Source organism: Rodentibacter myodis, assembly GCF_001999305.1.
In the GTDB taxonomy this organism is placed as follows: domain Bacteria; phylum Pseudomonadota; class Gammaproteobacteria; order Enterobacterales; family Pasteurellaceae; genus Rodentibacter; species Rodentibacter myodis.
In genome coordinates this window covers 24,633-45,279 of the sequence record NZ_MLHQ01000015.1, presented here as the reverse complement: position 1 = coordinate 45,279, position 20,647 = coordinate 24,633, and the positions used below count along the sequence as shown (strand labels likewise).

Annotated in this window: 19 protein-coding genes; 3 read left to right on the top strand and 16 right to left on the bottom strand. The window is 42.5% G+C overall.

Features of this window, described 5'->3' with window-relative positions; all coding sequences use genetic code 11:
• Positions 1–15: 15 nt before the first annotated feature.
• Positions 16–1,458 carry a glycerol-3-phosphate transporter gene (glpT, locus tag BKL49_RS06765; RefSeq protein ID WP_077423851.1) on the bottom strand — a complete coding sequence of 481 codons (1,443 nt, stop codon included), beginning with the start codon at positions 1,456–1,458 and terminating at the stop codon, positions 16–18.
• A 279-nt stretch (positions 1,459–1,737) separates the two neighbouring features.
• On the opposite strand from glpT, the gene glpA reads away from it, so the two are divergent.
• Genes glpA through glpC form a run of 3 tightly spaced genes read left to right on the top strand, consistent with a single transcriptional unit; the run spans position 1,738 to position 5,986 of the window.
• Positions 1,738–3,429 (top strand): anaerobic glycerol-3-phosphate dehydrogenase subunit A, encoded by a 1,692-nt coding sequence (glpA, locus tag BKL49_RS06760; RefSeq protein ID WP_077423850.1) that lies wholly within the window; start codon positions 1,738–1,740, stop codon positions 3,427–3,429.
• Positions 3,419–4,702 carry a glycerol-3-phosphate dehydrogenase subunit GlpB gene (glpB, locus tag BKL49_RS06755; protein WP_077423849.1) on the top strand — a complete coding sequence of 428 codons (1,284 nt, stop codon included), beginning with the start codon at positions 3,419–3,421 and terminating at the stop codon, positions 4,700–4,702. The genes glpA and glpB overlap by 11 nt, the downstream gene beginning before the upstream one ends.
• Positions 4,703–4,711: 9 nt before the next feature.
• The gene (gene glpC / locus BKL49_RS06750) at positions 4,712–5,986 is read left to right on the top strand and encodes an anaerobic glycerol-3-phosphate dehydrogenase subunit GlpC (protein WP_077423848.1); all 1,275 of its coding nucleotides are present in this window, start codon (positions 4,712–4,714) and stop codon (positions 5,984–5,986) included.
• 78 nt (positions 5,987–6,064) lie between these two features.
• On the opposite strand, the gene BKL49_RS06745 is transcribed toward glpC, so the two are convergent.
• From BKL49_RS06745 to BKL49_RS12690, 15 genes are all read right to left on the bottom strand, one after another.
• Complete coding sequence (locus BKL49_RS06745) at positions 6,065–7,594, bottom strand: YifB family Mg chelatase-like AAA ATPase (protein ID WP_077423847.1); 1,530 nt, start codon at positions 7,592–7,594, stop codon at positions 6,065–6,067.
• Positions 7,595–7,726: 132 nt separating this feature from the next.
• A complete protein-coding gene (gene yihA, locus BKL49_RS06740) occupies positions 7,727–8,344 on the bottom strand; it encodes a ribosome biogenesis GTP-binding protein YihA/YsxC (protein ID WP_077423846.1) in 618 nt (205 codons plus the stop codon).
• A 125-nt stretch (positions 8,345–8,469) separates the two neighbouring features.
• On the bottom strand, positions 8,470–9,702 hold the full coding sequence (gene serA, locus BKL49_RS06735) for a phosphoglycerate dehydrogenase (protein WP_077423845.1): 1,233 nt from the start codon (positions 9,700–9,702) through the stop codon (positions 8,470–8,472).
• Positions 9,703–9,731: 29 nt separating this feature from the next.
• Complete coding sequence (gene rpiA, locus BKL49_RS06730; protein ID WP_077423844.1) at positions 9,732–10,391, bottom strand: ribose-5-phosphate isomerase RpiA; 660 nt, start codon at positions 10,389–10,391, stop codon at positions 9,732–9,734.
• A gap of 106 nt (positions 10,392–10,497) precedes the next feature.
• A complete protein-coding gene (hemW, locus tag BKL49_RS06725; protein ID WP_077423962.1) occupies positions 10,498–11,649 on the bottom strand; it encodes a radical SAM family heme chaperone HemW in 1,152 nt (383 codons plus the stop codon).
• Positions 11,650–11,700: 51 nt separating this feature from the next.
• A complete protein-coding gene (gene lon / locus BKL49_RS06720) occupies positions 11,701–14,115 on the bottom strand; it encodes an endopeptidase La (protein ID WP_077423843.1) in 2,415 nt (804 codons plus the stop codon).
• 124 nt (positions 14,116–14,239) lie between these two features.
• Positions 14,240–14,914 carry a phosphoglycolate phosphatase gene (locus tag BKL49_RS06715; RefSeq protein ID WP_077423842.1) on the bottom strand — a complete coding sequence of 225 codons (675 nt, stop codon included), beginning with the start codon at positions 14,912–14,914 and terminating at the stop codon, positions 14,240–14,242.
• 48 nt (positions 14,915–14,962) lie between these two features.
• Entirely contained in the window at positions 14,963–15,640 is a 678-nt protein-coding gene (rpe, locus tag BKL49_RS06710; protein WP_077423841.1) for a ribulose-phosphate 3-epimerase, read from the bottom strand.
• Positions 15,641–15,791: 151 nt separating this feature from the next.
• Entirely contained in the window at positions 15,792–15,995 is a 204-nt protein-coding gene (locus BKL49_RS06705; protein ID WP_077423840.1) for a hypothetical protein, read from the bottom strand.
• A 126-nt stretch (positions 15,996–16,121) separates the two neighbouring features.
• A complete protein-coding gene (locus BKL49_RS06700) occupies positions 16,122–16,433 on the bottom strand; it encodes a DUF4298 domain-containing protein (RefSeq protein WP_077423839.1) in 312 nt (103 codons plus the stop codon).
• A 54-nt stretch (positions 16,434–16,487) separates the two neighbouring features.
• The gene (locus tag BKL49_RS06695; protein WP_077423838.1) at positions 16,488–17,681 is read right to left on the bottom strand and encodes a Bcr/CflA family multidrug efflux MFS transporter; all 1,194 of its coding nucleotides are present in this window, start codon (positions 17,679–17,681) and stop codon (positions 16,488–16,490) included.
• Between the two features lie 84 nt (positions 17,682–17,765).
• Positions 17,766–19,220, bottom strand: a complete 1,455-nt coding sequence (gnd, locus tag BKL49_RS06690; protein ID WP_077423837.1) for a decarboxylating NADP(+)-dependent phosphogluconate dehydrogenase — start codon at positions 19,218–19,220, stop codon at positions 17,766–17,768.
• Entirely contained in the window at positions 19,211–19,834 is a 624-nt protein-coding gene (locus BKL49_RS06685) for a hypothetical protein (protein WP_077423836.1), read from the bottom strand. Before BKL49_RS06685 ends, gnd begins: the two co-directional genes overlap by 10 nt.
• Before the next feature lie 472 nt (positions 19,835–20,306).
• Positions 20,307–20,378, bottom strand: a complete 72-nt coding sequence (locus BKL49_RS12695; protein ID WP_244151971.1) for a hypothetical protein — start codon at positions 20,376–20,378, stop codon at positions 20,307–20,309.
• Positions 20,368–20,550 carry a thioredoxin domain-containing protein gene (locus BKL49_RS12690; protein ID WP_244151972.1) on the bottom strand — a complete coding sequence of 61 codons (183 nt, stop codon included), beginning with the start codon at positions 20,548–20,550 and terminating at the stop codon, positions 20,368–20,370. Before BKL49_RS12690 ends, BKL49_RS12695 begins: the two co-directional genes overlap by 11 nt.
• Positions 20,551–20,647: the final 97 nt, after the last annotated feature.

Sequence of the window (20,647 nt, the reverse complement as noted above, 5' to 3'; positions counted from 1 at the left end):
CGCCTTTTAGATTAACTATTTAGTGCCGTAAGTATCACCTAATTTTGCTTTGTGTTTACCTTCTTCAATCATTACATTGAGAAGCAGTAACACCGCCAAGATACCGCCTGCGATCATCACGTAGAAACCGCCATCCCAGCCATAATATTCAGCCGCCCAACCAACTACTGCCGAGGCTGAAACCGTACCGCCCAAATAACCAAATAAACCGGTGAAACCTGCTGCCGTACCTGCCGCTTTTTTCGGCGCAAGCTCTAAGGCGTGTAAGCCAATCAGCATTACCGGGCCATAAATCAAGAAACCGATGGTGGTCATTAAAATAAAGTCTGTTAATTGATAAGGGTTTTGATACCACGCGGCATAACTTGCAATTTCCGCTTCAGGTGTCGCCGGATTTTTCCATAATGCAACCACGGCGATAGTGGTTAAAATCATAAAGATGAAACCGGTTAAACCACGTTTCCCTTTGAACACTTTATCGGAAACCCAACCGCACAATAGTGTGCCGGGAATTGCCGCCAATTCATAAATGGTGTATGCCCAAGCCGTGCCTTTAATATTGAAGTGTTTTACTTCTCCCAAATACACCGGCGACCATTTCAGCACACCATAACGGATTAAATAAACAAACACATTCGCAATGGCGATATACCATAACAATTTGTTTTTTAACACATAAGTCATAAAGATTTCTTTGGTAGAAAGCTCGTGCTCATAAGTTTTTTCGTTATAGTCATCGGGATAATCGTTACGCCATTTTTCAACCGGTGGTAAACCGCAAGATTGTGGTGTGTCTTTCATCACAAGGTAAATCGGAATGGCGATAATCATCGCGGCAATACCCGGATAATATAAGGCTTGTTGCCATACGTCTTTTGCCGTGGCTTCCACACCGTAAGTGCTGAAGTAAATTGCACCGGCTAAAAGTACCATTGCGCCCGGCACCATACCGCCAAGATTGTGTGCGGTATTCCAAATAGAAACTATCGTTCCACGTTCGGATTTAGACCACCAGTGAACCATACTTCGACCACAAGGCGGCCATCCCATTCCTTGAAACCAACCGTTCAAGAAAATCATAATCCACATTATTACAATGCCGGATGTTGCCCAAGGGAATAACCCCATCATTGTCATACACAAACCGGACAACAATAAACCGAACGGCAAAAAGACTTTCGGGTTAGAACGATCGGATAACATTGCCATAAAGAATTTTGATAAGCCGTAGGCTAAGCCTGCCGCAGTACCGACAATCCCTAGCTCCGCCTTGTTATACATACCGGCTTCAATTAAACCTTTTTGTGCCAAATCAAAATTTGCCCGCACAAAATAATAAGCGGCATAACCGAAAAAGATGCCTGCGAAAACTTGCCAACGCAAGCGTTTGTAGGTGGAATCAATTTTTTCCGCCGGAAGTTCCGCAATATGTGGTGCGGGTTTGAATGGTCCAAACATAATTTTTCTCCAACATTTCTATTTATGGTTTCTCCTTTGATCCCTCAGACCGAAAGAAGCCTGGCGGATAATAAAAGAAAATAAAAAATAAGAAAGCAGGAGTATTCAAAAATGTGACCTAATTCACAAAATTTTTATACGCCTATGAGTGAGTTTGAAAATTATGTGATAAACATCACAAAATCATTTTCTTTTTCGCTCAAAATGTTGTTAATTTAAGCGTTATTCTCTACAATCGACCATATTCTACATTTCTTATTGGCAGGATTGGGGGAAAAGATGGGATTGTCGCCTCATTTATATCGGAATGCGGGGGATCTTTCCCCTTTATCAACGGATGTGATCATTATTGGCGGTGGCGCAACCGGTGCGGGGATTGCACGAGATTGTGCTTTGCGTGGGATAAATTGTATCTTATTGGAACGCCGTGACATCGCAACCGGTGCAACAGGACGCAACCACGGCTTATTACATAGTGGCGCACGTTATGCCGTGAATGATCAAGAATCCGCCCGAGAATGTATCAGCGAAAACCGTATTTTACGAAAGATTGCCCGCCACTGTATTGATGAAACGGAAGGTTTGTTTATTACGTTGCCTGAAGATTCGATGGACTATCAAAAAACTTTTATTGAAAGCTGTACCCAATCCGGCATTGAAGCGGTTGCCATTGATCCTGATTTAGCCAAAGTGATGGAGCCGTCCGTCAATCCAACGCTTGTTGGTGCCGTCGTGGTGCCGGACGGTTCAATCGATCCATTCCGTCTCACCGCTTCCAATATGCTTGATGCCACTGAAAACGGCGCGAAAATGTTTACCTATTGCGAGGTGAAAAATTTAATTCGTGAAGGCGGCAAGGTGATTGGCGTGAAGGTGTACGATCACAAAAATAAGGCAGAACGCCAATTTTTCGCGCCGGTTGTTGTGAATGCGGCAGGCATTTGGGGGCAAGGCATTGCCGAATATGCGGATCTCAATATCAAGATGTTTCCGGCAAAAGGTGCGTTACTTGTTATGGGGCATCGCATTAATAAAATGGTGATTAACCGCTGCCGTAAACCGGCGGACGCCGATATTCTTGTGCCGGGGGATACCATTAGTGTCATCGGAACAACCTCCAGCCGAATCCCTTACGATCAAATCGACAATATGGAAATCACGCCGGAAGAAGTGGATATTCTTTTCCGTGAAGGCGAAAAACTCGCCCCAAGTTTGCGCCATACACGGGTATTGCGTGCCTATGCTGGCGTTCGTCCGTTGGTAGCGACCGATGATGATCCCTCCGGTCGTAATGTAAGCCGTGGTATCGTATTGCTTGACCACAAGGAACGTGATGGCTTGGACGGATTTATTACTATCACCGGCGGTAAATTGATGACTTATCGCTTAATGGCAGAATGGGCGACCGCTCTCGTTTGTAAAAAACTCAATAAAACCGCCCGTTGTATTACAGCCGAACAACCTTTACCGGGTTCAAACGAAAGTCGTCAAGAAACCAACCAAAAAGTCATTTCATTACCCAGCACCATTCGTTATTCTGCCGTCTATCGCCACGGTTCACGCGCCACACGTTTGCTTGAAAAAAGCCGTTTGGATCGCTCTATGGTGTGCGAATGTGAAGCGGTGACTGCGGGAGAGGTGCGTTATGCGGTGGATGAATTGGATGTGAATAATCTGGTGGATCTACGCCGTCGTACCCGTGTGGGAATGGGAACTTGCCAAGCGGAACTTTGTGCTTGTCGTGCCGCCGGCTTAATGAATCGTTTTGAGGTGGCAACACCCCGCCAATCCACCCTTCAACTTTCCGCTTTTATGGAAGAACGTTGGCGTGGTATTGAACCTATCGCTTGGGGAGAAGCCATTCGGGAAGCGGAATTTACCGCTTGGATGTATGGCAGTGTATTAGGCTTAAATGATGTAAAACCGCTTGAAGAACAAGCGCAACAAGGGACGGATAGCAATGAATTTTGATGTGGTTATTATCGGCGGCGGCTTGGCAGGTTTAACCTGTGGAATCGCCCTTCAACAGCACGGCAAACGCTGCGTGATTATCAACAATGGACAAGCCGCGATTGATTTTGCCTCCGGTTCATTTGATCTATTAAGCCGAATGCCTTCAGGAAGTGCGGTCGAAAATTTAAAAGAAAATCTCACCGCACTTTGCCACCTATTGCCTACCCATCCTTACAGTTTACTGGGAACAGAAAATGTTCTCGCCAAAGCAAAAGCCTTTCAAACCTTGGCAGAATCCCTCAATTTAGATCTCATTGGTTCTTCCGAAAAAAATCATTGGCGCGTAACGGGATTAGGCGGTTTACGGGGTTCGTGGCTTTCGCCAAATAGCGTGCCGACAATCGTAGGCAATAAGACATTTCCACATAAACGAATTGCGGTGTTGGGCATTGAAGGTTATCACGATTTCCAACCGCAATTATTGGCGGCAAATTTAGTGCTTAACCCACAATTTTCCCATTGTGAAGTCACAAGCGGTTTTTTAAATATTCCCCAATTAGATGAACTGCGTGAAAACGCACGGGAATTTCGTAGTGTGAATATTGCTCAACTTTTAGAACATAAATTGGCTTTTGATGAGTTAGTAAAAGAAATGGTGGAATCGGCACAGGGTGCGGAAGCAGTGTTCTTACCGGCTTGTTTCGGGTTAGAAAATCAAGAATTTATGACCGCACTTCGCCAAGCAACCCAACTCGCACTTTTTGAATTACCCACCTTGCCACCCTCATTACTCGGTATGCGGCAGCGTATTCAATTACGCCGTCAATTTGAATCGCTAGGTGGCTTAATGATGAATGGCGACAGTGCGCTCAACGCTCATTTTGAAGGCAACCGAGTACAGGGCATTACGACCCGTTTACACGAAAATGAAGAAATCACTGCCGATCATTTTGTACTGGCATCGGGCAGTTTTTTCAGCAAAGGCTTGGTCGCAGAATTCGACAAAATTTATGAACCGGTATTTGAATCGGACATTATCGGCGTGGCAGGCTTCAACAATAAAGATCGCCTAACTTGGACGGATTCCCGTTTTTCTCATTCTCAGCCTTATCAATCTGCAGGCGTGGCAATTAATCGTCATTGCCAAGTGCAAAAGTGCGGTCAATTTTTAACGAATTTATATGCGATCGGCAATGTGATTGGCGGCTTTAATGCCTTAGAACTGGGATGTGGCTCGGGCGTAGCGGTGGTGACAGCCCTTGCCGTGGCAGATGAAATTTTGGCGAAATAAGGGGGAAGTATGAATATTCAACGCTTAATTGACAGTGCAAAGCAATCGCTCAATTCACCGGCAAGCCACCAATATATTGATGAAAGTTTTGAAAGCTGTATTAAATGTACGGCTTGTACTGCCGTCTGTCCGGTTTCGCGAAACAATCCCCTTTATCCCGGGCCAAAACAAGCCGGGCCGGATGGTGAACGCCTGCGTTTAAAATCTGCCGAACTTTATGATGAAGCTCTTAAATACTGTACCAACTGCAAACGCTGTGAAGTGGCGTGTCCGTCAGATGTAAAAATCGGGGATTTAATTGTGCGTGCGCGGAATAACCATCTGGCACAACAGAAAAAGCCATTAATGAACAAATTGCGTGATGCCATTTTGAGCAATACGGATGTAATGGGTAAACTCAACACCCCACTTGCCCCCATTGTCAATCGGATCACCGGCTTGAATGCCACCAAATTTGTGTTAGAAAAAACACTCAACATCAGCAAAAAACGCACGTTACCTAAATATTCTTTTGGCACTTTCCGCAGTTGGTATATGAAAAATGCCTTGGAAGCACAAAAAAAATTTGAACGCAAAATCGCCTATTTTCACGGTTGCTATGTGAACTATAACAATCCACAACTCGGCAAAGAATGCCTAAAAGTATTCAATGCAATGAACATAGGCGTGATGTTATTGGAAAAAGAAAAGTGCTGTGGTTTGCCGTTAAGTGTAAACGGTTTCCCTGAACGGGCGCGTAATATTGCCCAATTCAATACAGATTACATTGGCAAAATGGTGGATGAAAACGGCTTAGAGGTGATAAGTGAAGCATCAAGCTGTGCCTTAAATTTACGGGATGAATATCATCATATTTTGGGTATCGATAACGCCAAAGTACGTCCGCATATTCATATGGTTACGCCGTTTTTGTATCAATTATTCAAAGAAGGCAAAACCCTCCCCCTCAAACCTTTAAAACTGCGTGTTGCCTATCACACCGCCTGCCACGTAGAAAAAGCCGGTTGGGCGCCTTATACCCTCGAAGTATTGAAACAAATCCCGGGTTTGGAAATTGTAATGTTACCCTCCCAATGCTGCGGCATTGCCGGCACTTATGGTTTCAAAGCGGAAAATTATGATGTCGCCCAATCTATCGGTAAACATCTTTTTGAACATATTAATGAAGGCGGGTTTGATTTTGTTATTTCCGAATGCCAAACCTGCAAATGGCAAATTGATATGTCATCCAACGTAACTTGTATTCACCCTTTAACCTTACTTTGTATGTCTATGGAGGTTTAGCTTGTCTTAGAAAAGTGCGGTCAAATTTGACCGTATTTTTTAGCTGCTGCGTATTGCACCACAGTTACACAATGTACGTTATAGATTACCCAATTTTTGCAACAACCTATCCATTGCCCGATAGCCTAACGCTTCTGCTAAATGGGCTTGGGTGATCTGTTTTTCATCATTAAGATCGGCAATCGTGCGTGAAACTTTTAAAATTCGATGATAAGCCCGCACGGAAAGCCCTAATTTATTGAGGGTATTTTCTAAAAATAACGCTTCTCTTTCATTTAATTTACAATCACGCTCAATTTCTTTACCGGTGAGGTAGGCATTGATTTTCCCTGCTCTTGCTAACTGAATTTCCCGTACTTTTAACACTTTCTCCCGTACTTGCGCACTGGTTTCACCGCGATCACCGCTATTTTGTAAACTCCCTTGTGGCAACAAAGGCACTTCAATGGATAAATCAAAACGATCTAAAAATGGGCCTGATAAACGATTTAAATATCGCATAATTTGTTGTGGCGAAGTGCGGTTATGCGTACCGGTATAATGTCCCGTAGGACTTGGGTTCATCGCCGCAACCAGTTGAAAGCGTGCCGGAAATTGAATTTTGGCATTGACACGGGAAATAATAATTTCACCACTTTCCAAAGGTTGTCGTAGTGCATCAAGCACTTTGCGTTCAAATTCCGGCAATTCGTCTAAAAAAAGCACACCATTATGTGCTAAAGAAATTTCCCCCGGTTTAGGAATCGTCCCACCGCCCACCAAAGCCGGCAAAGACGCACTATGGTGTGGCGAACGAAATGGGCGTTGTTTCCAGTTGTGGAAGTTTAGTTCATTTTGTACAAGGCTGGTTACAGAAGCCGTCTCTATCGCTTCTTGGTCGGTCATTTCTGGCAACAATGCAGTGAGCCGACCGGCAAGCATTGTTTTACCTGTGCCGGGCGGCCCGAGCAGTAATAAATTGTGCTGTCCTGCTGCCGCGATGGTCAGCGCACGTTTGGCGTGCTGTTGTCCGATAATATCCGTTAAATCTAAAGGATTTTTAGGCTGAAAATTGACCGCACTTTCAACGGTCAATTCCGAGGCAAGAGGTAATTTTTCCTGATTATTCAAAAACTGCACCACCTCTAAAAGAGTTTGTGCAAAATAAGTATTTTGCTCGGAAACCAACGAGGCTTCATTGGCATTTTGTTTTGCAATAATTAACTCCCGTCTTGCTTTTTGTGCCGCAAGAATTGCCGGAATAACGCCGTGTACACCACGTAAATGCCCTGTTAGTGCAAGTTCACCGACAAATTCAAATTGCTTTAAACGCGAACCATCAAGCTGATCTGAGGCAGCGAGAATACCTATTGCAATAGGTAAATCAAAACGTCCGCCCTCTTTTGGTAGATCCGCCGGGGCAAGATTGACGGTGATACGTTTTGCCGGATATTTAAATTGCGCATTCATCAATGCACTACGAACCCGATCTTGTGCTTCTTTGACGGTTTTTTCCGGCAAACCTACAAGGGTAAAACCTGGTTTACCATTACTGAGATGAACTTCAATGGTAACAAGAGGGGCTTGAACGCCCATCGAGGCACGGCTATAAACAATGGCAAGCGACATAAAAATCCTTAGAAAAATAACATCCGACAAAGGGAATGGAAAATTACCTACGGAAATTTACTATAAAAAAAGCCTGTAATGAGATCACTCATCACAGGCTTTTTTTGCGGGTTTGATCGCAAAACTTACCGATTATTCGCTAAAAATAGGTGAAAACCAGTGATCTAACTTCGCAGCAAGTTTATCAATACCAATTTTATTTTGCGCAGAAAAGGCTTCCACCTGAATATCCCCTTGGAAAGGAAGAATCGCCTCACGCACCATTTTCACCTGTTTACTGCGTGCGCTTTGGCTGAGTTTATCCGCCTTGGTGAGCAGTAAAAGCACCGGTAAATCTGCCGAAACCGCCCATTCAATCATTTGCTGGTCGAGATCTTTTAACGGATGGCGAATATCCATTAAAACCACCAATCCCCCCAAACATTCTCGTTTTTGCAAATATTCCCCTAAGGATTTTTGCCATTGGATTTTCATTTGCTCCGGCACGGCAGCATAGCCATACCCCGGTAAATCCACTAATTTGCAGTGGGGTTCAACTTCAAACAAATTAATAAGCTGAGTACGTCCCGGTGTTTTTGACGTGCGTGCTAAATTTTTTTGATTGGTTAACGCATTAAGTGCGGTCGATTTTCCTGCATTTGATCGACCGGCAAAGGCAATTTCAATACCGCTATCTTCCGGAATTGCCCGAATATTCGGGGAACTGGTTAAGAAATGGGTTTTATGATAATTCAATTTAATTTCAGACATAAGGATTCTATCTCATTGCAATAAGCCGATAAATTGGCTCATAGCATATCATAGATCAAGTTTTGCCTGAAATGAGGGCAAAAAAGAGTGGTCAATTTTGACCGCTCTTTCCATAAAATTAAATCTTAATACAGCACACGAGCGCGAATTGTGCCGTCAATTTCACGCAGTTTTGCCAATAATGGGGCGGTATCTCCTGTTTCAACATCCACTACCACATAACCGATTTTCGGATCGGTTTGTAAGTATTGGGCGGCAATGTTGATATTGGCTTCAACAAAAACTTGGTTCAGTTTATTAAGAATACCCGGGCGATTTTCGTGAATATGCAATAAACGTTTTGTGCCTTCGTGTTCCGGTAAGGACACTTCCGGGAAGTTTACGGAAGATAGCGTTGAACCGTTATCGGAATATTTCACAAATTTACCCGCTACTTCAAAACCGATATTTTCTTGTGCTTCCGCCGTTGAACCACCGATATGCGGCGTTAAGATCACATTGTCAAATTCACGCAATGGCGAAACAAATTCTTCATTAATTGACGCCGGTTCAATAGGGAATACGTCAATGGCCGCACCGTGAATTTTGCCTTCTTTTAATGCTTTCGCTAATGCATCAATATCCACCACCGTGCCACGTGCCGCATTAATTAAAATTGAACCTTGTTTCAGTTGTGCAATACGTTCCGCACTCATTAAATTGCGGGTTGAAGGCAAGTCCGGTACGTGTAGCGAGATCACATCGCAAGAACCCAGTAATTCTTCCAAGCTACGAACTTGTTTGGCGTTGCCGAGGGGTAATTTATTTTCAATGTCGTAAAAATGCACATCCATACCGAGGGATTCCGCAATAATGCTTAATTGTGAACCAATATGACCATAGCCAACGATCCCTAGTTTTTTGCCACGCACTTCGTGAGAACCGACCGCAGATTTATTCCACACGCCACGATGAACTTCCGCATTGGCTTGCGGCACATTGCGCATTAATAACAAAATTTCCCCTAATACCAATTCCGCAACGGAGCGGGTGTTTGAGAATGGAGCGTTAAAGACCGGAATACCACGTGCTTTTGCCGCATTCAAATCTACTTGATTGGTGCCGATACAGAAACAACCGATGGCAATCAGTTTTGGCGCACTCTCAATCATTTCGGCGGTTAAATGCGTGCGTGAACGAAGCCCAATAAAATGCGCGTCTTTAATCGCCGCTTTCAATTCATCACCATCAAGGGCTTTTTTATAATAATCAATGTTTGTATAACCTGCCGCGTGTAGGGTATCCAATGCACTTTGATGTACACCTTCCAACAGCACAAATTTGATTTTTGATTTATCAAGTGAAACTTTGTTTGTCATATTTGCATCCTTATGTTTATTTTTATGAATTAATCGATAATTTTTGCACCTTCCGGTGTGCCGACAATCACCACATCTGCACTACGTAGGGCAAAAATACCATTTGTCACCACGCCTGCCACGTTATTTAATTCTTTTTCCATTTCCACCGGATTTAAAATTTTGAAGTTGTGTACATCTAAAATGACGTTACCATTATCGGTTACCACACCTTCACGGTATTCCGGTGCACCACCCAGTGCAACTAATTTTCGTCCCACTTGGGAGCGTGCCATTGGGATCACTTCTACCGGCAATGGAAAGGTTGAACCTAATACATCCACCTGCTTGCTTGTATCCACAATGCAGATAAATTTTTTCGCCAATGCCGCCACGATTTTTTCACGGGTTAATGCCGCGCCACCGCCTTTAATCATCATTTTTTGCGGATTAATTTCATCTGCGCCATCCACATAAATATCCAAAGCGGAAACCTCATTTGCACTGAATACTTCAATGCCTTGTTGACGTAATAATTCTTCCGAGGCTTTTGAGGCGGCAACCGCACCTTTAATTTGATTTTTCATTGAACCTAAAGCCTCAATAAAACAGTTCACTGTTGAACCGCTTCCCACTCCCACAATGGTATCCGCTTTCACATATTGCAAGGCGGCTTGGGCGGCGAGTTTTTTCATTTCTAACTGATCCATTTCTTTTCCTTTTTGAGAAGTAAAACGATTGCGTTACTTTAATACGCACATTATCAATAAACAAGTGCAAATTTTTCTCAGGCACGATGAAAAGGAATAATGCCTTTTAATCCTCCGGTAAAAACAATGCCAATAATTCGTTCAAAAATAATTTTCCCCGTTCGGTAACCTGCCAAGATTCATTGGTTTCCACAATGTAGTGTTGTTGAAGGGCTAAATCGATCTGATTTTTGACCGCACTTTGCGACAAACCGGTATAGGCTTCAAATTCGCATTTAGGCACAGCTTCCAACAAACGAAAGCGGTTCATAAAAAACTCAAAAGTGCGGTCAATTTCGGGAATATTTTTTTCTTCATACAAATATTCGCCACGTAAATAGCCTTTCGGGTGCTTGGTTTTGGAAAAACGTAAAATTTCCCCCTTCTCGAAAGTCAGTTTGCCGTGCGCACCGCAGCCGATCGCCAAATAATCACCAAAACGCCAATAGTTTAAATTATGACGACATTGAAAACCCGGCTTGGCATAGGCGGAAGTTTCATATTGTTGATAACCGGCTTCCGTCAGTAATTTATGCCCTTGTTCAAAAATAGCCCAAAGTTCGTCATCATCCGGCAGTTTGGGCGGACGATAGGCAAACATTGTATTCGGCTCAATGGTGAGTTGATACCAAGAAAGATGAGGCGGTGAAAGGGCGATGGCTTGGCGTAAATCCTCCAATGCCTCTTCTAAGGTTTGGTTCGGCAAACCGTGCATTAAATCTAAATTGAAACTTTTCAAACCGGAAACTTTCGCTAAATTGACCGTACTTTTTACCTCAAAAGCATTATGAATTCGCCCTAAACGCTGAAGTTTGTCATCGTTAAAACTTTGAATACCCATCGAAATACGGGTTACGCCTGCTGCCACATAGCCTTTAAAACGTTCCGCCTCCACCGTACCGGGATTGGCTTCTAAGGTAATTTCAATATCGTCCTCGAAAGGGATATGTTGTTTTATTTCCTTTAACAAGCGGGTAATACTTTCCGGCGAAAATAAACTCGGCGTGCCACCGCCAATAAAAATGGACTGTAATTTGCGATCTTGGATGGCATCTTTAAAACGTGTCAAATCCGCCAGCAGATCCAACAATAAGTGATGTACATAATCCGCTTCGGGAAGATCACCTTTTTGTGCGTGAGAGTTGAAATCGCAATAGGGGCATTTTTGCACGCACCAAGGAATATGAATATAAAGGGAGAGAGGGGGGAGTTTAAGCATCATTTTTGAAAATAAAAGGGCTTGTTTTCATCACAAGCCCAAAGTGTATCATTAATTAACCGCTCTGGTGGTTTTTGTTGTCGCTTTACGGCGAGGTGTTTTTGGTTTGGCTTCCACTTTCACAAACTCAATGCCTTCCGGTGGATTTTCCAACGCGAAACCAAGCACTTCATCAATGGTTTCAACAGCGTGAATGGCAAGGCTTTCTTTTACGTTCGCCGGAATTTCTTCCAAGTCTTTCACGTTGTCTTTTGGAATCAACACCGTTTTAATTCCGCCACGGTGTGCCGCCAACAGTTTCTCTTTTAAACCGCCAATCGGCAGCACTTTACCGCGTAAGCTGATTTCACCCGTCATTGCCACATCGGCACGCACCGGATTACCGGTTAAACAAGAGACAAGTGCCGTACACATCGCGATACCGGCACTTGGTCCGTCTTTTGGCGTTGCCCCGTCCGGCACGTGAATGTGGATGTCCCGTTTTTCGTGGAACTCAGGGTTGATACCAAGTTTCTCTGCACGTGAACGCACAACGGTCATTGCCGCTTGGATGGATTCTTTCATCACATCTCCCAGTGAGCCGGTGAAGGTGAGTTTGCCTTTTCCAAGCACGGACGCCGTTTCAATGGTTAATAAATCACCGCCGACTTCTGTCCAAGCCAAACCGGTTACTTCGCCCACACGATTTTGCGTGTCGGCTTTGCCAAATTCAAAACGTTTCACACCAAGGTAATCGTGCAGATTATCGGCATTCACGGTGATGGATTTTAGTTTTGGATTGATCAGTAGATTTTTCACCGCTTTGCGACAAATTTTGGAAATTTCACGTTCTAAATTACGCACGCCGGCTTCACGGGTGTAATAGCGGATGATGTCCAAAATAGCATTTTCTTCCACCACCAATTCGCCTTTTTTCAAGCCATTGCGTTCAATTTGTTTTTGTAACAAATGACGCATTGCGATGTTGAGTTTTTCATCTTCGGTATAGCCGGAAAGACGAATCACTTCCATACGATCAAGCAGCGGCCTCGGGATATTCATTGAATTTGAGGTTGCCACAAACATTACATCGGACAAATCGTAATCCACTTCTAAATAGTGATCGTTAAATGCGGTATTTTGTTCCGGATCAAGCACTTCCAATAATGCTGAAGCAGGGTCGCCTCGCATATCCGATGCCATTTTGTCGATTTCATCAAGCAAGAATAATGGGTTTTTTACCCCCACTTTTGCCATTTTTTGAATCAATTTCCCCGGCAATGCACCAATATAGGTTTTACGATGGCCACGAATTTCCGCTTCATCACGCACACCGCCCAACGCCATACGCACATATTTACGCCCGGTAGCATTGGCAATGGATTGACCGAGAGAGGTTTTCCCCACCCCCGGCGGCCCCACTAAACAGAGAATCGGGCCTTTCACTTTATTGAGTCGGGCTTGCACCGCAAGATATTCCAAAATGCGTTCTTTTACACGTTCTAAACCATAATGATCCGCATCTAACACCTGCTGTGCTTTGGCAATATCTTTTTTCACTTTGGTGCGTTGGTGCCAAGGCACCTGAATCATCCATTCCACATAGCTACGCACCACGGTGGCTTCTGCCGACATTGCCGACATCATTTTGAGTTTTTGCAGCTCGCTTTCCACTTTTTCACGCACTTCTGCCGGCATTCCTGCCGCATCTACTTTTTGGCGAAGTTGCTCCACTTCATCAATGGTATCTTCGTTTTCCCCTTCGTCCATTTCCTTGCGAATCGCTTTAATTTGCTCGTTCAAGTAATAGTTACGCTGGCTTTTTTCCATTTGTTTTTTCACGCGGCTGCGAATGCGTTTTTCCACTTGCAGAATATCCGCTTCCGATTCCATCATTCCAAGCAAATATTCCAAGCGTTCCTGCACATCGGCAAGTTCCAATACATTTTGTTTGTGACGAACGGTTACCGGCAAATGTGCCGCCATCGTATCGGCTAAACGATCCGCATCATCAATGCGTTGGAGTGCGCCCAACACATCGGCAGGTATTTTTTTATTCAGGTTGAGATAGTTTTCAAACTCTGCCAATACCGCATTTTTCACCACATCCACTTCTAATTCATTGCCATAGGTGGAATCAATCGGCGTAATTTTTGCCGAAAAGAAATTTTCGCCTTCTTCCAAATGATTAATTTTGGCGCGTTGTTGCCCTTCTACCAGCACTTTCACCGTGCCGTCAGGCAATTTCAATAATTGGATAATGTTGGCAATCGTCCCCACATCAAACACATCATCGACAGTCGGTTCTTCTAAATCCGGTTGTTTTTGAGAAACTAACAGAAGCTGTTTGTTTTCATTCATCGCTTCTTCAAGGGCATTAATGGATTTTGCACGCCCTACAAAAAGCGGCATAACCATATAAGGAAAAACCACGACATCACGTAATGGCAATACGGGAATCGTGCGTTGTGTTCTTTTGGCGTTCATATTTTCTCTCTAATTTCTTGACAATTTCGGGGGTATATGAGGGCAGGCTTGATAAATTCAAGTGAAATACTTGGATTTTGTTGGCGCAAAGTGCGGTCAAAAATAACCGCACTTTGATCAAAGACTAAAGAATATCCAGCAACTGACTAAAATCATCAAACACCCAGTCCGGATTAGATTCACCAATAGGAATATTATAGTTATAACCATAGGTCAATCCCACCACCGCACAACCTGCAGCGTGTGCCGCGATGATGTCATTTTTAGAATCCCCTACAAAGAGGACTTGACGGGGTTCAAGCCCAAATTTTCCACATAAATAATAAAGCGGTGCCGGGTGAGGCTTAATTGCCGGCAATGATTGCCCACCCAACATTTCACTGAATAAGTGATCGATACCAAACGCCGCTAATACGGGTTGTACGTGTTTGGTCGGTTTATTGGTTACCACGGCAAGCGTATAACCTTTGGCTTTTAAGGCTTCTAAGGTTTCTTTTACATTGGGATATAAGCGGCTGATATTACAAAGATTTTCGCCATAATAATAGCCAAAACGTTCTTTTACTTTTTCAATTTCTGTTTCAGTTAAAGTTCGCCCTGTTTGTGCATACGCCCAATCTAATGCACGGGCAATCAGCACGGGTGCGCCGTTTCCAATCCAAGTTAATACCAATTCTTCCGAGGCTTGGGGTAGATCCAATTCCGCCAAAGCCGAATTTACGGATAAGGTGAGATCCGGCAAACTATTGACTAATGTACCGTCCAAATCAAACCCGATAAGTTTAAATTGTGTTTTCATTTTGTCTTCTCTACTTTTTCTATACTTCTATACGATTGCTTAAAACCTTTATTTTCCGCTTACTTTAGCAAGCTCATCCCTCATTTTATCAATCACTTGCTTGTAATTCGGTTGATCAAAAATCGCCGAACCGGCAACAAACATATCCGCCCCTGCCGCCGCAATTTCTGCGATATTATTAATTTTTACTCCACCGTCGACTTCAAGGCGAATATCAAAACCACTGTCATCAATGATTTTGCGAACCTGTTGTAACTTTTTCAATGTCGCCGGAATAAAAGATTGTCCGCCAAACCCAGGGTTAACCGACATTAACAAAATCACATCCACTTTATCCAACACATAATCCAAATAACTCAGTGGTGTTGCCGGATTAAACACTAAACCGGATTTGCAACCCTGATCACGAATCAGTTGCAATGTGCGGTCAATATGTTCTGAGGCTTCCGGATGAAAGGTAATATAACTCGCACCGGCTTTGGCAAAATCAGGAATAATTCTATCTACCGGTTTTACCATTAAATGCACATCAATTGGGGCGGTAATGCCGTAATCACGCAAAGCTTTGCACACGGCAGGCCCAAAGGTCAGATTCGGTACATAATGGTTATCCATTACATCAAAATGAATCACATCCCCACCGGCATTAAGCACATTTTTTACATCATCACCAAGGCGGGCAAGATCGGCGGAAAGAATGGAAGGGGCAATAAGATAAGGTTTCATTGTCATCTCCTGAAAGATAAAAGTTGCGCTAGTTTACTACGTTAAAGCAAAAATTGCCCCGATTATTTCCCAAAAAACACGGAAAAAAATAACCGCACTTTGCCTGCCCGCTAAAGGAAGAACAAAGTGCGGTCGATTTTTGAAAGATATTTTATTTACCCACTTGGCTGCCGATTAAACCACCTAACGCCGCCCCACCTAATGTGGTTGCCGCGTTACCTTTAATCATATAACCGGCTGCGCCACCAATAGCTGCCCCAACAGCGGTATTTTTTTGGCTACGGCTCATATTTCCACAAGCCGCCAATGAAACAACCGTCATACCAATAATGAATGATTTTGCAATAAATTTCATAACATCTCTCCGAATAAAACGAAAACGCTATCAAGGATGATAGCGTTTTGTAAGACAAATTCGGCTGAACAAAAGTTCATTAAAATCACCTATCCGAAATGTAACTCAAAAAAACAGCCCATTGTTTTATCGATCTAAAATTGCCGTCACGACTTTTAAATATTCAATCGCCAAACTCTGATGTGTGGCACTTGCATTAAAAACCAAATCTTCCGAAAGTACGCCACAAGGGAGATCTTGAGGAATTTCGCCCTGTTCATAAGCTTCATAATCCTCCCGCCAATCCCCTTCAAAATAATATTGTTCCAACTGTTTCATTTTCGACAAAAATGCCTGCCATTTTTCAAGAAAACTCTCTGCTTCGGCAAGAAAATCTGTTGCCTCATTCAAAATGGCTTCCATCTCGGTAATTTGTGTTAAACGTTCTTTAGATAACATTTGCTCCTCCAAAATTTTTATAAATAGTTTGTATCAATGTCATCCGTAACAATATCAACGGATACAGCGATAAGTTAAACCATAATAACCAATAGAGGCAATAAGTGTGCAGCAAAACATTGTATAAAGCATTGGTGCGGCACTGTTGATTTGCAATATTGTGATGCAAGATCCCACGATAGCACCAGTGGCAAAGCGAATGCCACCAATGAGTGAATTTGCCGTACCTGCTAATGTAGGAAATTGAGTTAGTACCGATGCCATTGTATTGGTAGATATTAACGAATTTTGCCCGACAAATAGTGCAATGCCGAAAGTCATTGACCAAAAACCGAGATCAAATAATTGTGTCAGTACCAACCACACACCGGCAATAAACTGTAAGGTTAAACCAATTCTTAACATCATTTCTGTTCCCCAATGAACAACCCATTTTCGATTAAGAAAGGCAACACCAATCATTACTAGTATATTTAAAATAAAAAAATAACCGAATTGTGCCGGTGAGATTCCATAAACGCCAATATATACAATGGAGCCGGTTGTAATCACGGCAAATAATCCGCCAAAGCTAAATGAAGTCGCCAAGATATAACCCCGTATCGTCTTTCTTTGCCAAAATTGAATAAAATTTTGTACAACAATACGCCAATTTAAAGGGATGCGATTTTCTAGTCGATGAGTTTCCGGGATCAATCGCCAAACTAAGTAGAGAGATACAACGCCCATAAATCCAATGATATAAAAAATTATCGACCAATGGGCGTATGTGACAATATAGCCACCAATAATTGGAGCCAGTAAGGGAGCAACCATAAATACCAAAGAAACAGATGACATTATTTTGGACAATTCATTTTTGTTGAACAAATCTCGTAATAACGCCCCCACCACCACAACGGATGCCGAAGCAAAGAAACCCTGAATAAAACGTAATAAAGTGAATGTAATAATAGAGGTGATATTAGGGAGACATAATGCAATAAACGAGCTGATAGCAATGCCGAGCAAAATGATTGGCTTGCGCCCCATACTATCGCTAATTGGTCCCCAGCATAATTGCCCGAGAGCCATTCCATAAGCAAAGAAAGTCAAAGTATATTGGCTATTTTCCGCTTCGACATTCAGATCAGTAGAAATCGCAAGAAGTGCCGGTAAATACATATCGACGGCTAATGGTGGTAGCATAGACAATAAGCCTAAAGTTATTATAAAAATAATATGGGATGTAACAGGTATTTTATTCATTTAATGAAATTCTCAGCAGAAATACATATTAGAATATAAGAAAAAAGTGCGATCAAATAAACCGCACTTCTCTATCATTTTTATTTACACATCATAAGTTGTCGATGCCGTATTGCCACCACGTCCTGTCCAGTTGGTGTGGAAAAACTCACCACGTGGTTTGTCGGTGCGTTCGTAAGTATGTGCGCCGAAGTAGTCACGTTGAGCCTGCAATAAATTTGCCGGTAAACGGGCGGAAGTATAACCGTCTAAGAAGGTGATCGCAGATGCCATACAAGGCATTGGAATACCGACTTCAATGGATTTCGACACCACTTTACGCCAGTCGCTCATTGCATTTTCCAAAATGCCTTTGAAATAAGGATCTGAACCTAAGAACACTAAATCAGGGTTAGTTTCATAGGCATCACGAATATTGCCTAAGAAACGGCTGCGAATAATACAGCCTTCACGCCATAAAAGTGCGGTCGCGCCGTAGTTAATATTCCAACCGAAGTTTTCTGAGGCCTCACGAATGAGCATAAAGCCCTGTGCGTAAGAGATAATTTTTGAGGCTAACAAGGCTTTGCGAACGGCTTCAATCCATTGTTGCTTGTCGCCTTCCACTTTTACAATAGTTTTATTAAAGAGTTGGGAAGCCGCTACACGTTGATCTTTAAACGAAGACACACAACGCGCGAACACGGATTCCGTAATCAAGGTTAATGGAATACCGAAATCAAGCGCGTTAATTCCTGTCCATTTCCCTGTGCCTTTTTGCCCTGCGGTGTCTAAGATTTTTTCTACTAACGGCTCGCCATCAGTATCTTTATAGCCTAGAATATCCGTTGTAATATCAATCAGATAACTATCTAACTCGGTTTTCTTCCAATCGGCAAAGATCCCTTGCATTTCTTCATAGCTCAAGCCTAAACCATCTTTTAAGAACTGATAGGCTTCGCAAATTAACTGCATATCGCCATATTCAATGCCGTTATGCACCATTTTGACGAAATGCCCAGCGCCTTCTTTGCCCACCCAATCACAGCAAGGCTCGCCTTTGTCGGTTTTAGCCGAAATCGCTTGCAAAATTGGTTTCACAAATTGCCAAGCCTCTTCGTTACCACCTGGCATAATAGAAGGCCCATGACGCGCACCTTCTTCGCCGCCTGATACGCCTGTACCGATAAAACGAATACCTTTTTCGGCAAGGGCTTTCACACGACGATTAGTATCAGGATAGTTAGAGTTACCACCATCAATAATAATATCGCCTTGCTCTAAGTGCGGTAGTAATGCGTCAATAAATTGATCCACCACCTCACCAGCACGCACCATTAACATCACTTTGCGTGGTTTTTCCAACTTCGCCGCCAAATCTTCCAACGAATAAGCCCCAATAATATTGGTACCTTTCGCTGCACCTTCCAAGAACTCATCAACTTTAGACGTGGTACGGTTATACGCCACCACCTTAAAGCCATTATCGTTCATATTTAAAATTAAATTTTGACCCATTACCGCTAAACCGATAACGCCGATATCACCTTTTACTGACATTTTTTTCTCCTAGTAGTATTAGATATATTCTTTGACTTAAAATTTCTAAGCCTATTCCTTTTATCAGCATAATTTAATAGACTTATTTCTGGAATACATACAAGTAATATGGAAAGTATAATCCCTAAAGGATCTTTAATAGAAAAAATAAATGACATTGTAATGGCTAGTCCTATACACCAAATAAAGAATGCTCCATACCACAAATGCAAATCCCAATCCCATTTTCTATTTAATAATTTCTTACCATCATCCGTCAGATTTAGAGAATCATCTATCCATTTCTTTTTATACAAATCCAAAAAAGTAAAAAAATTATTATCTCCAATATCAATTTTTAATAGTTTATCTACTTCAGTAAAAGTAACACCTCTGAAGCTAGGAAATATCCTTATCGTCATATCTTTAATTATAGCTGGTTCTTGTTTTAATTTATTAAAACTATCTTTTGATAAATATTTTTCAGCTAATTCAAGATCTCTGATAAATTTCTTTTGTGGAAGATTGTATTTCAAGCCCCCCCATATAATGCCAAATACAGTAAAAATGTAAGGTAATGTATCTTTCCAATTTTCTTTAAAGAAATCACCACATTCATAGATAAAGTTCATCATTTTATATTCCTTTATTTCTTAATTATAATGAAATTATATCCTTAAAAGATCTAATAACGACCAACTCACAAGATTATCATTGTAAAATAAATCCGAATATACTTTACGGCATATTCAACCACTCCCCCAAACAATCCAAACCCAATAACCTTTGCTGATAGGCTAAGGATTGCTGGCTAAAATACTTATGTAGCCCATAACTTTCAATTCTCAATGCCACAGGAACAAAAAACGCGTCAACTGCGGTAAAGGCTTTGCCTGCAAGGAAATTGTCACCGAATTGGTTTAAGCCCTGTTGTCAGAGTTGATCTAAGCGTGCTAATTCTTGCTCACGTGCGGTAGAAATGGGCGATGTTTATAATCGTTCCAATGGGAGGAAATCGCAAATTTCTCGCAACTGTTCAAAGCCTGAATGCATTTCCGCACAGGCAGCTCTTGATCAAGTACTAGCCAGTTTTTTTGTCGCCCATACTTACGGATACGTTTCCGCTAAATATTTTACAATCGCCAAACTATCCAAAACCGTCGTGCCATTATGTTCCAACGCGAGGATTTTTGCTGTGGGGGGAAAATTGCAAAAACTGCTGACGTTGAGCGATTTTCTCGTCCAAATAACGCACATTCACTTGTTCAAGAGGAATGCCAATCTGTTTTAGTAAAATCCACACACGTAATGACCAAGAGGATTTTGATGGATTTACATACAGTTTCAACATTTTTATTCCCTCTTTTTTGGCAACAATTTGGGCTTAATTCTGCCTAATCCTAGAAAAATAAGCCACTAAATGTCACAAGTGCGGTCAAAATAAGGGC

Bases quoted from the DNA above. Each gene is read 5' to 3' on its own strand.
- BKL49_RS06695 (WP_077423838.1), bottom strand. From the start codon at position 17,681: ATGAATAAAATACCTGTTACATCCCATATTATTTTTATAATAACTTTA.
- rpiA (WP_077423844.1), bottom strand. From the start codon at position 10,391: ATGGATCAGTTAGAAATGAAAAAACTCGCCGCCCAAGCCGCCTTGCAA.
- BKL49_RS06705 (WP_077423840.1), bottom strand. From the start codon at position 15,995: ATGAAATTTATTGCAAAATCATTCATTATTGGTATGACGGTTGTTTCA.
- BKL49_RS06715 (WP_077423842.1), bottom strand. From the start codon at position 14,914: ATGAAAACACAATTTAAACTTATCGGGTTTGATTTGGACGGTACATTA.
- glpA (WP_077423850.1), top strand. From the start codon at position 1,738: ATGGGATTGTCGCCTCATTTATATCGGAATGCGGGGGATCTTTCCCCT.
- serA (WP_077423845.1), bottom strand. From the start codon at position 9,702: ATGACAAACAAAGTTTCACTTGATAAATCAAAAATCAAATTTGTGCTG.
- glpC (WP_077423848.1), top strand. From the start codon at position 4,712: ATGAATATTCAACGCTTAATTGACAGTGCAAAGCAATCGCTCAATTCA.
- gnd (WP_077423837.1), bottom strand. From the start codon at position 19,220: ATGTCAGTAAAAGGTGATATCGGCGTTATCGGTTTAGCGGTAATGGGT.
- BKL49_RS06685 (WP_077423836.1), bottom strand. From the start codon at position 19,834: ATGATGAACTTTATCTATGAATGTGGTGATTTCTTTAAAGAAAATTGG.
- BKL49_RS06700 (WP_077423839.1), bottom strand. From the start codon at position 16,433: ATGTTATCTAAAGAACGTTTAACACAAATTACCGAGATGGAAGCCATT.
- glpT (WP_077423851.1), bottom strand. From the start codon at position 1,458: ATGTTTGGACCATTCAAACCCGCACCACATATTGCGGAACTTCCGGCG.
- BKL49_RS12690 (WP_244151972.1), bottom strand. From the start codon at position 20,550: ATGTTGAAACTGTATGTAAATCCATCAAAATCCTCTTGGTCATTACGT.
- yihA (WP_077423846.1), bottom strand. From the start codon at position 8,344: ATGTCTGAAATTAAATTGAATTATCATAAAACCCATTTCTTAACCAGT.
- BKL49_RS06745 (WP_077423847.1), bottom strand. From the start codon at position 7,594: ATGTCGCTTGCCATTGTTTATAGCCGTGCCTCGATGGGCGTTCAAGCC.
- hemW (WP_077423962.1), bottom strand. From the start codon at position 11,649: ATGCTTAAACTCCCCCCTCTCTCCCTTTATATTCATATTCCTTGGTGC.
- rpe (WP_077423841.1), bottom strand. From the start codon at position 15,640: ATGAAACCTTATCTTATTGCCCCTTCCATTCTTTCCGCCGATCTTGCC.
- glpB (WP_077423849.1), top strand. From the start codon at position 3,419: ATGAATTTTGATGTGGTTATTATCGGCGGCGGCTTGGCAGGTTTAACC.
- lon (WP_077423843.1), bottom strand. From the start codon at position 14,115: ATGAACGCCAAAAGAACACAACGCACGATTCCCGTATTGCCATTACGT.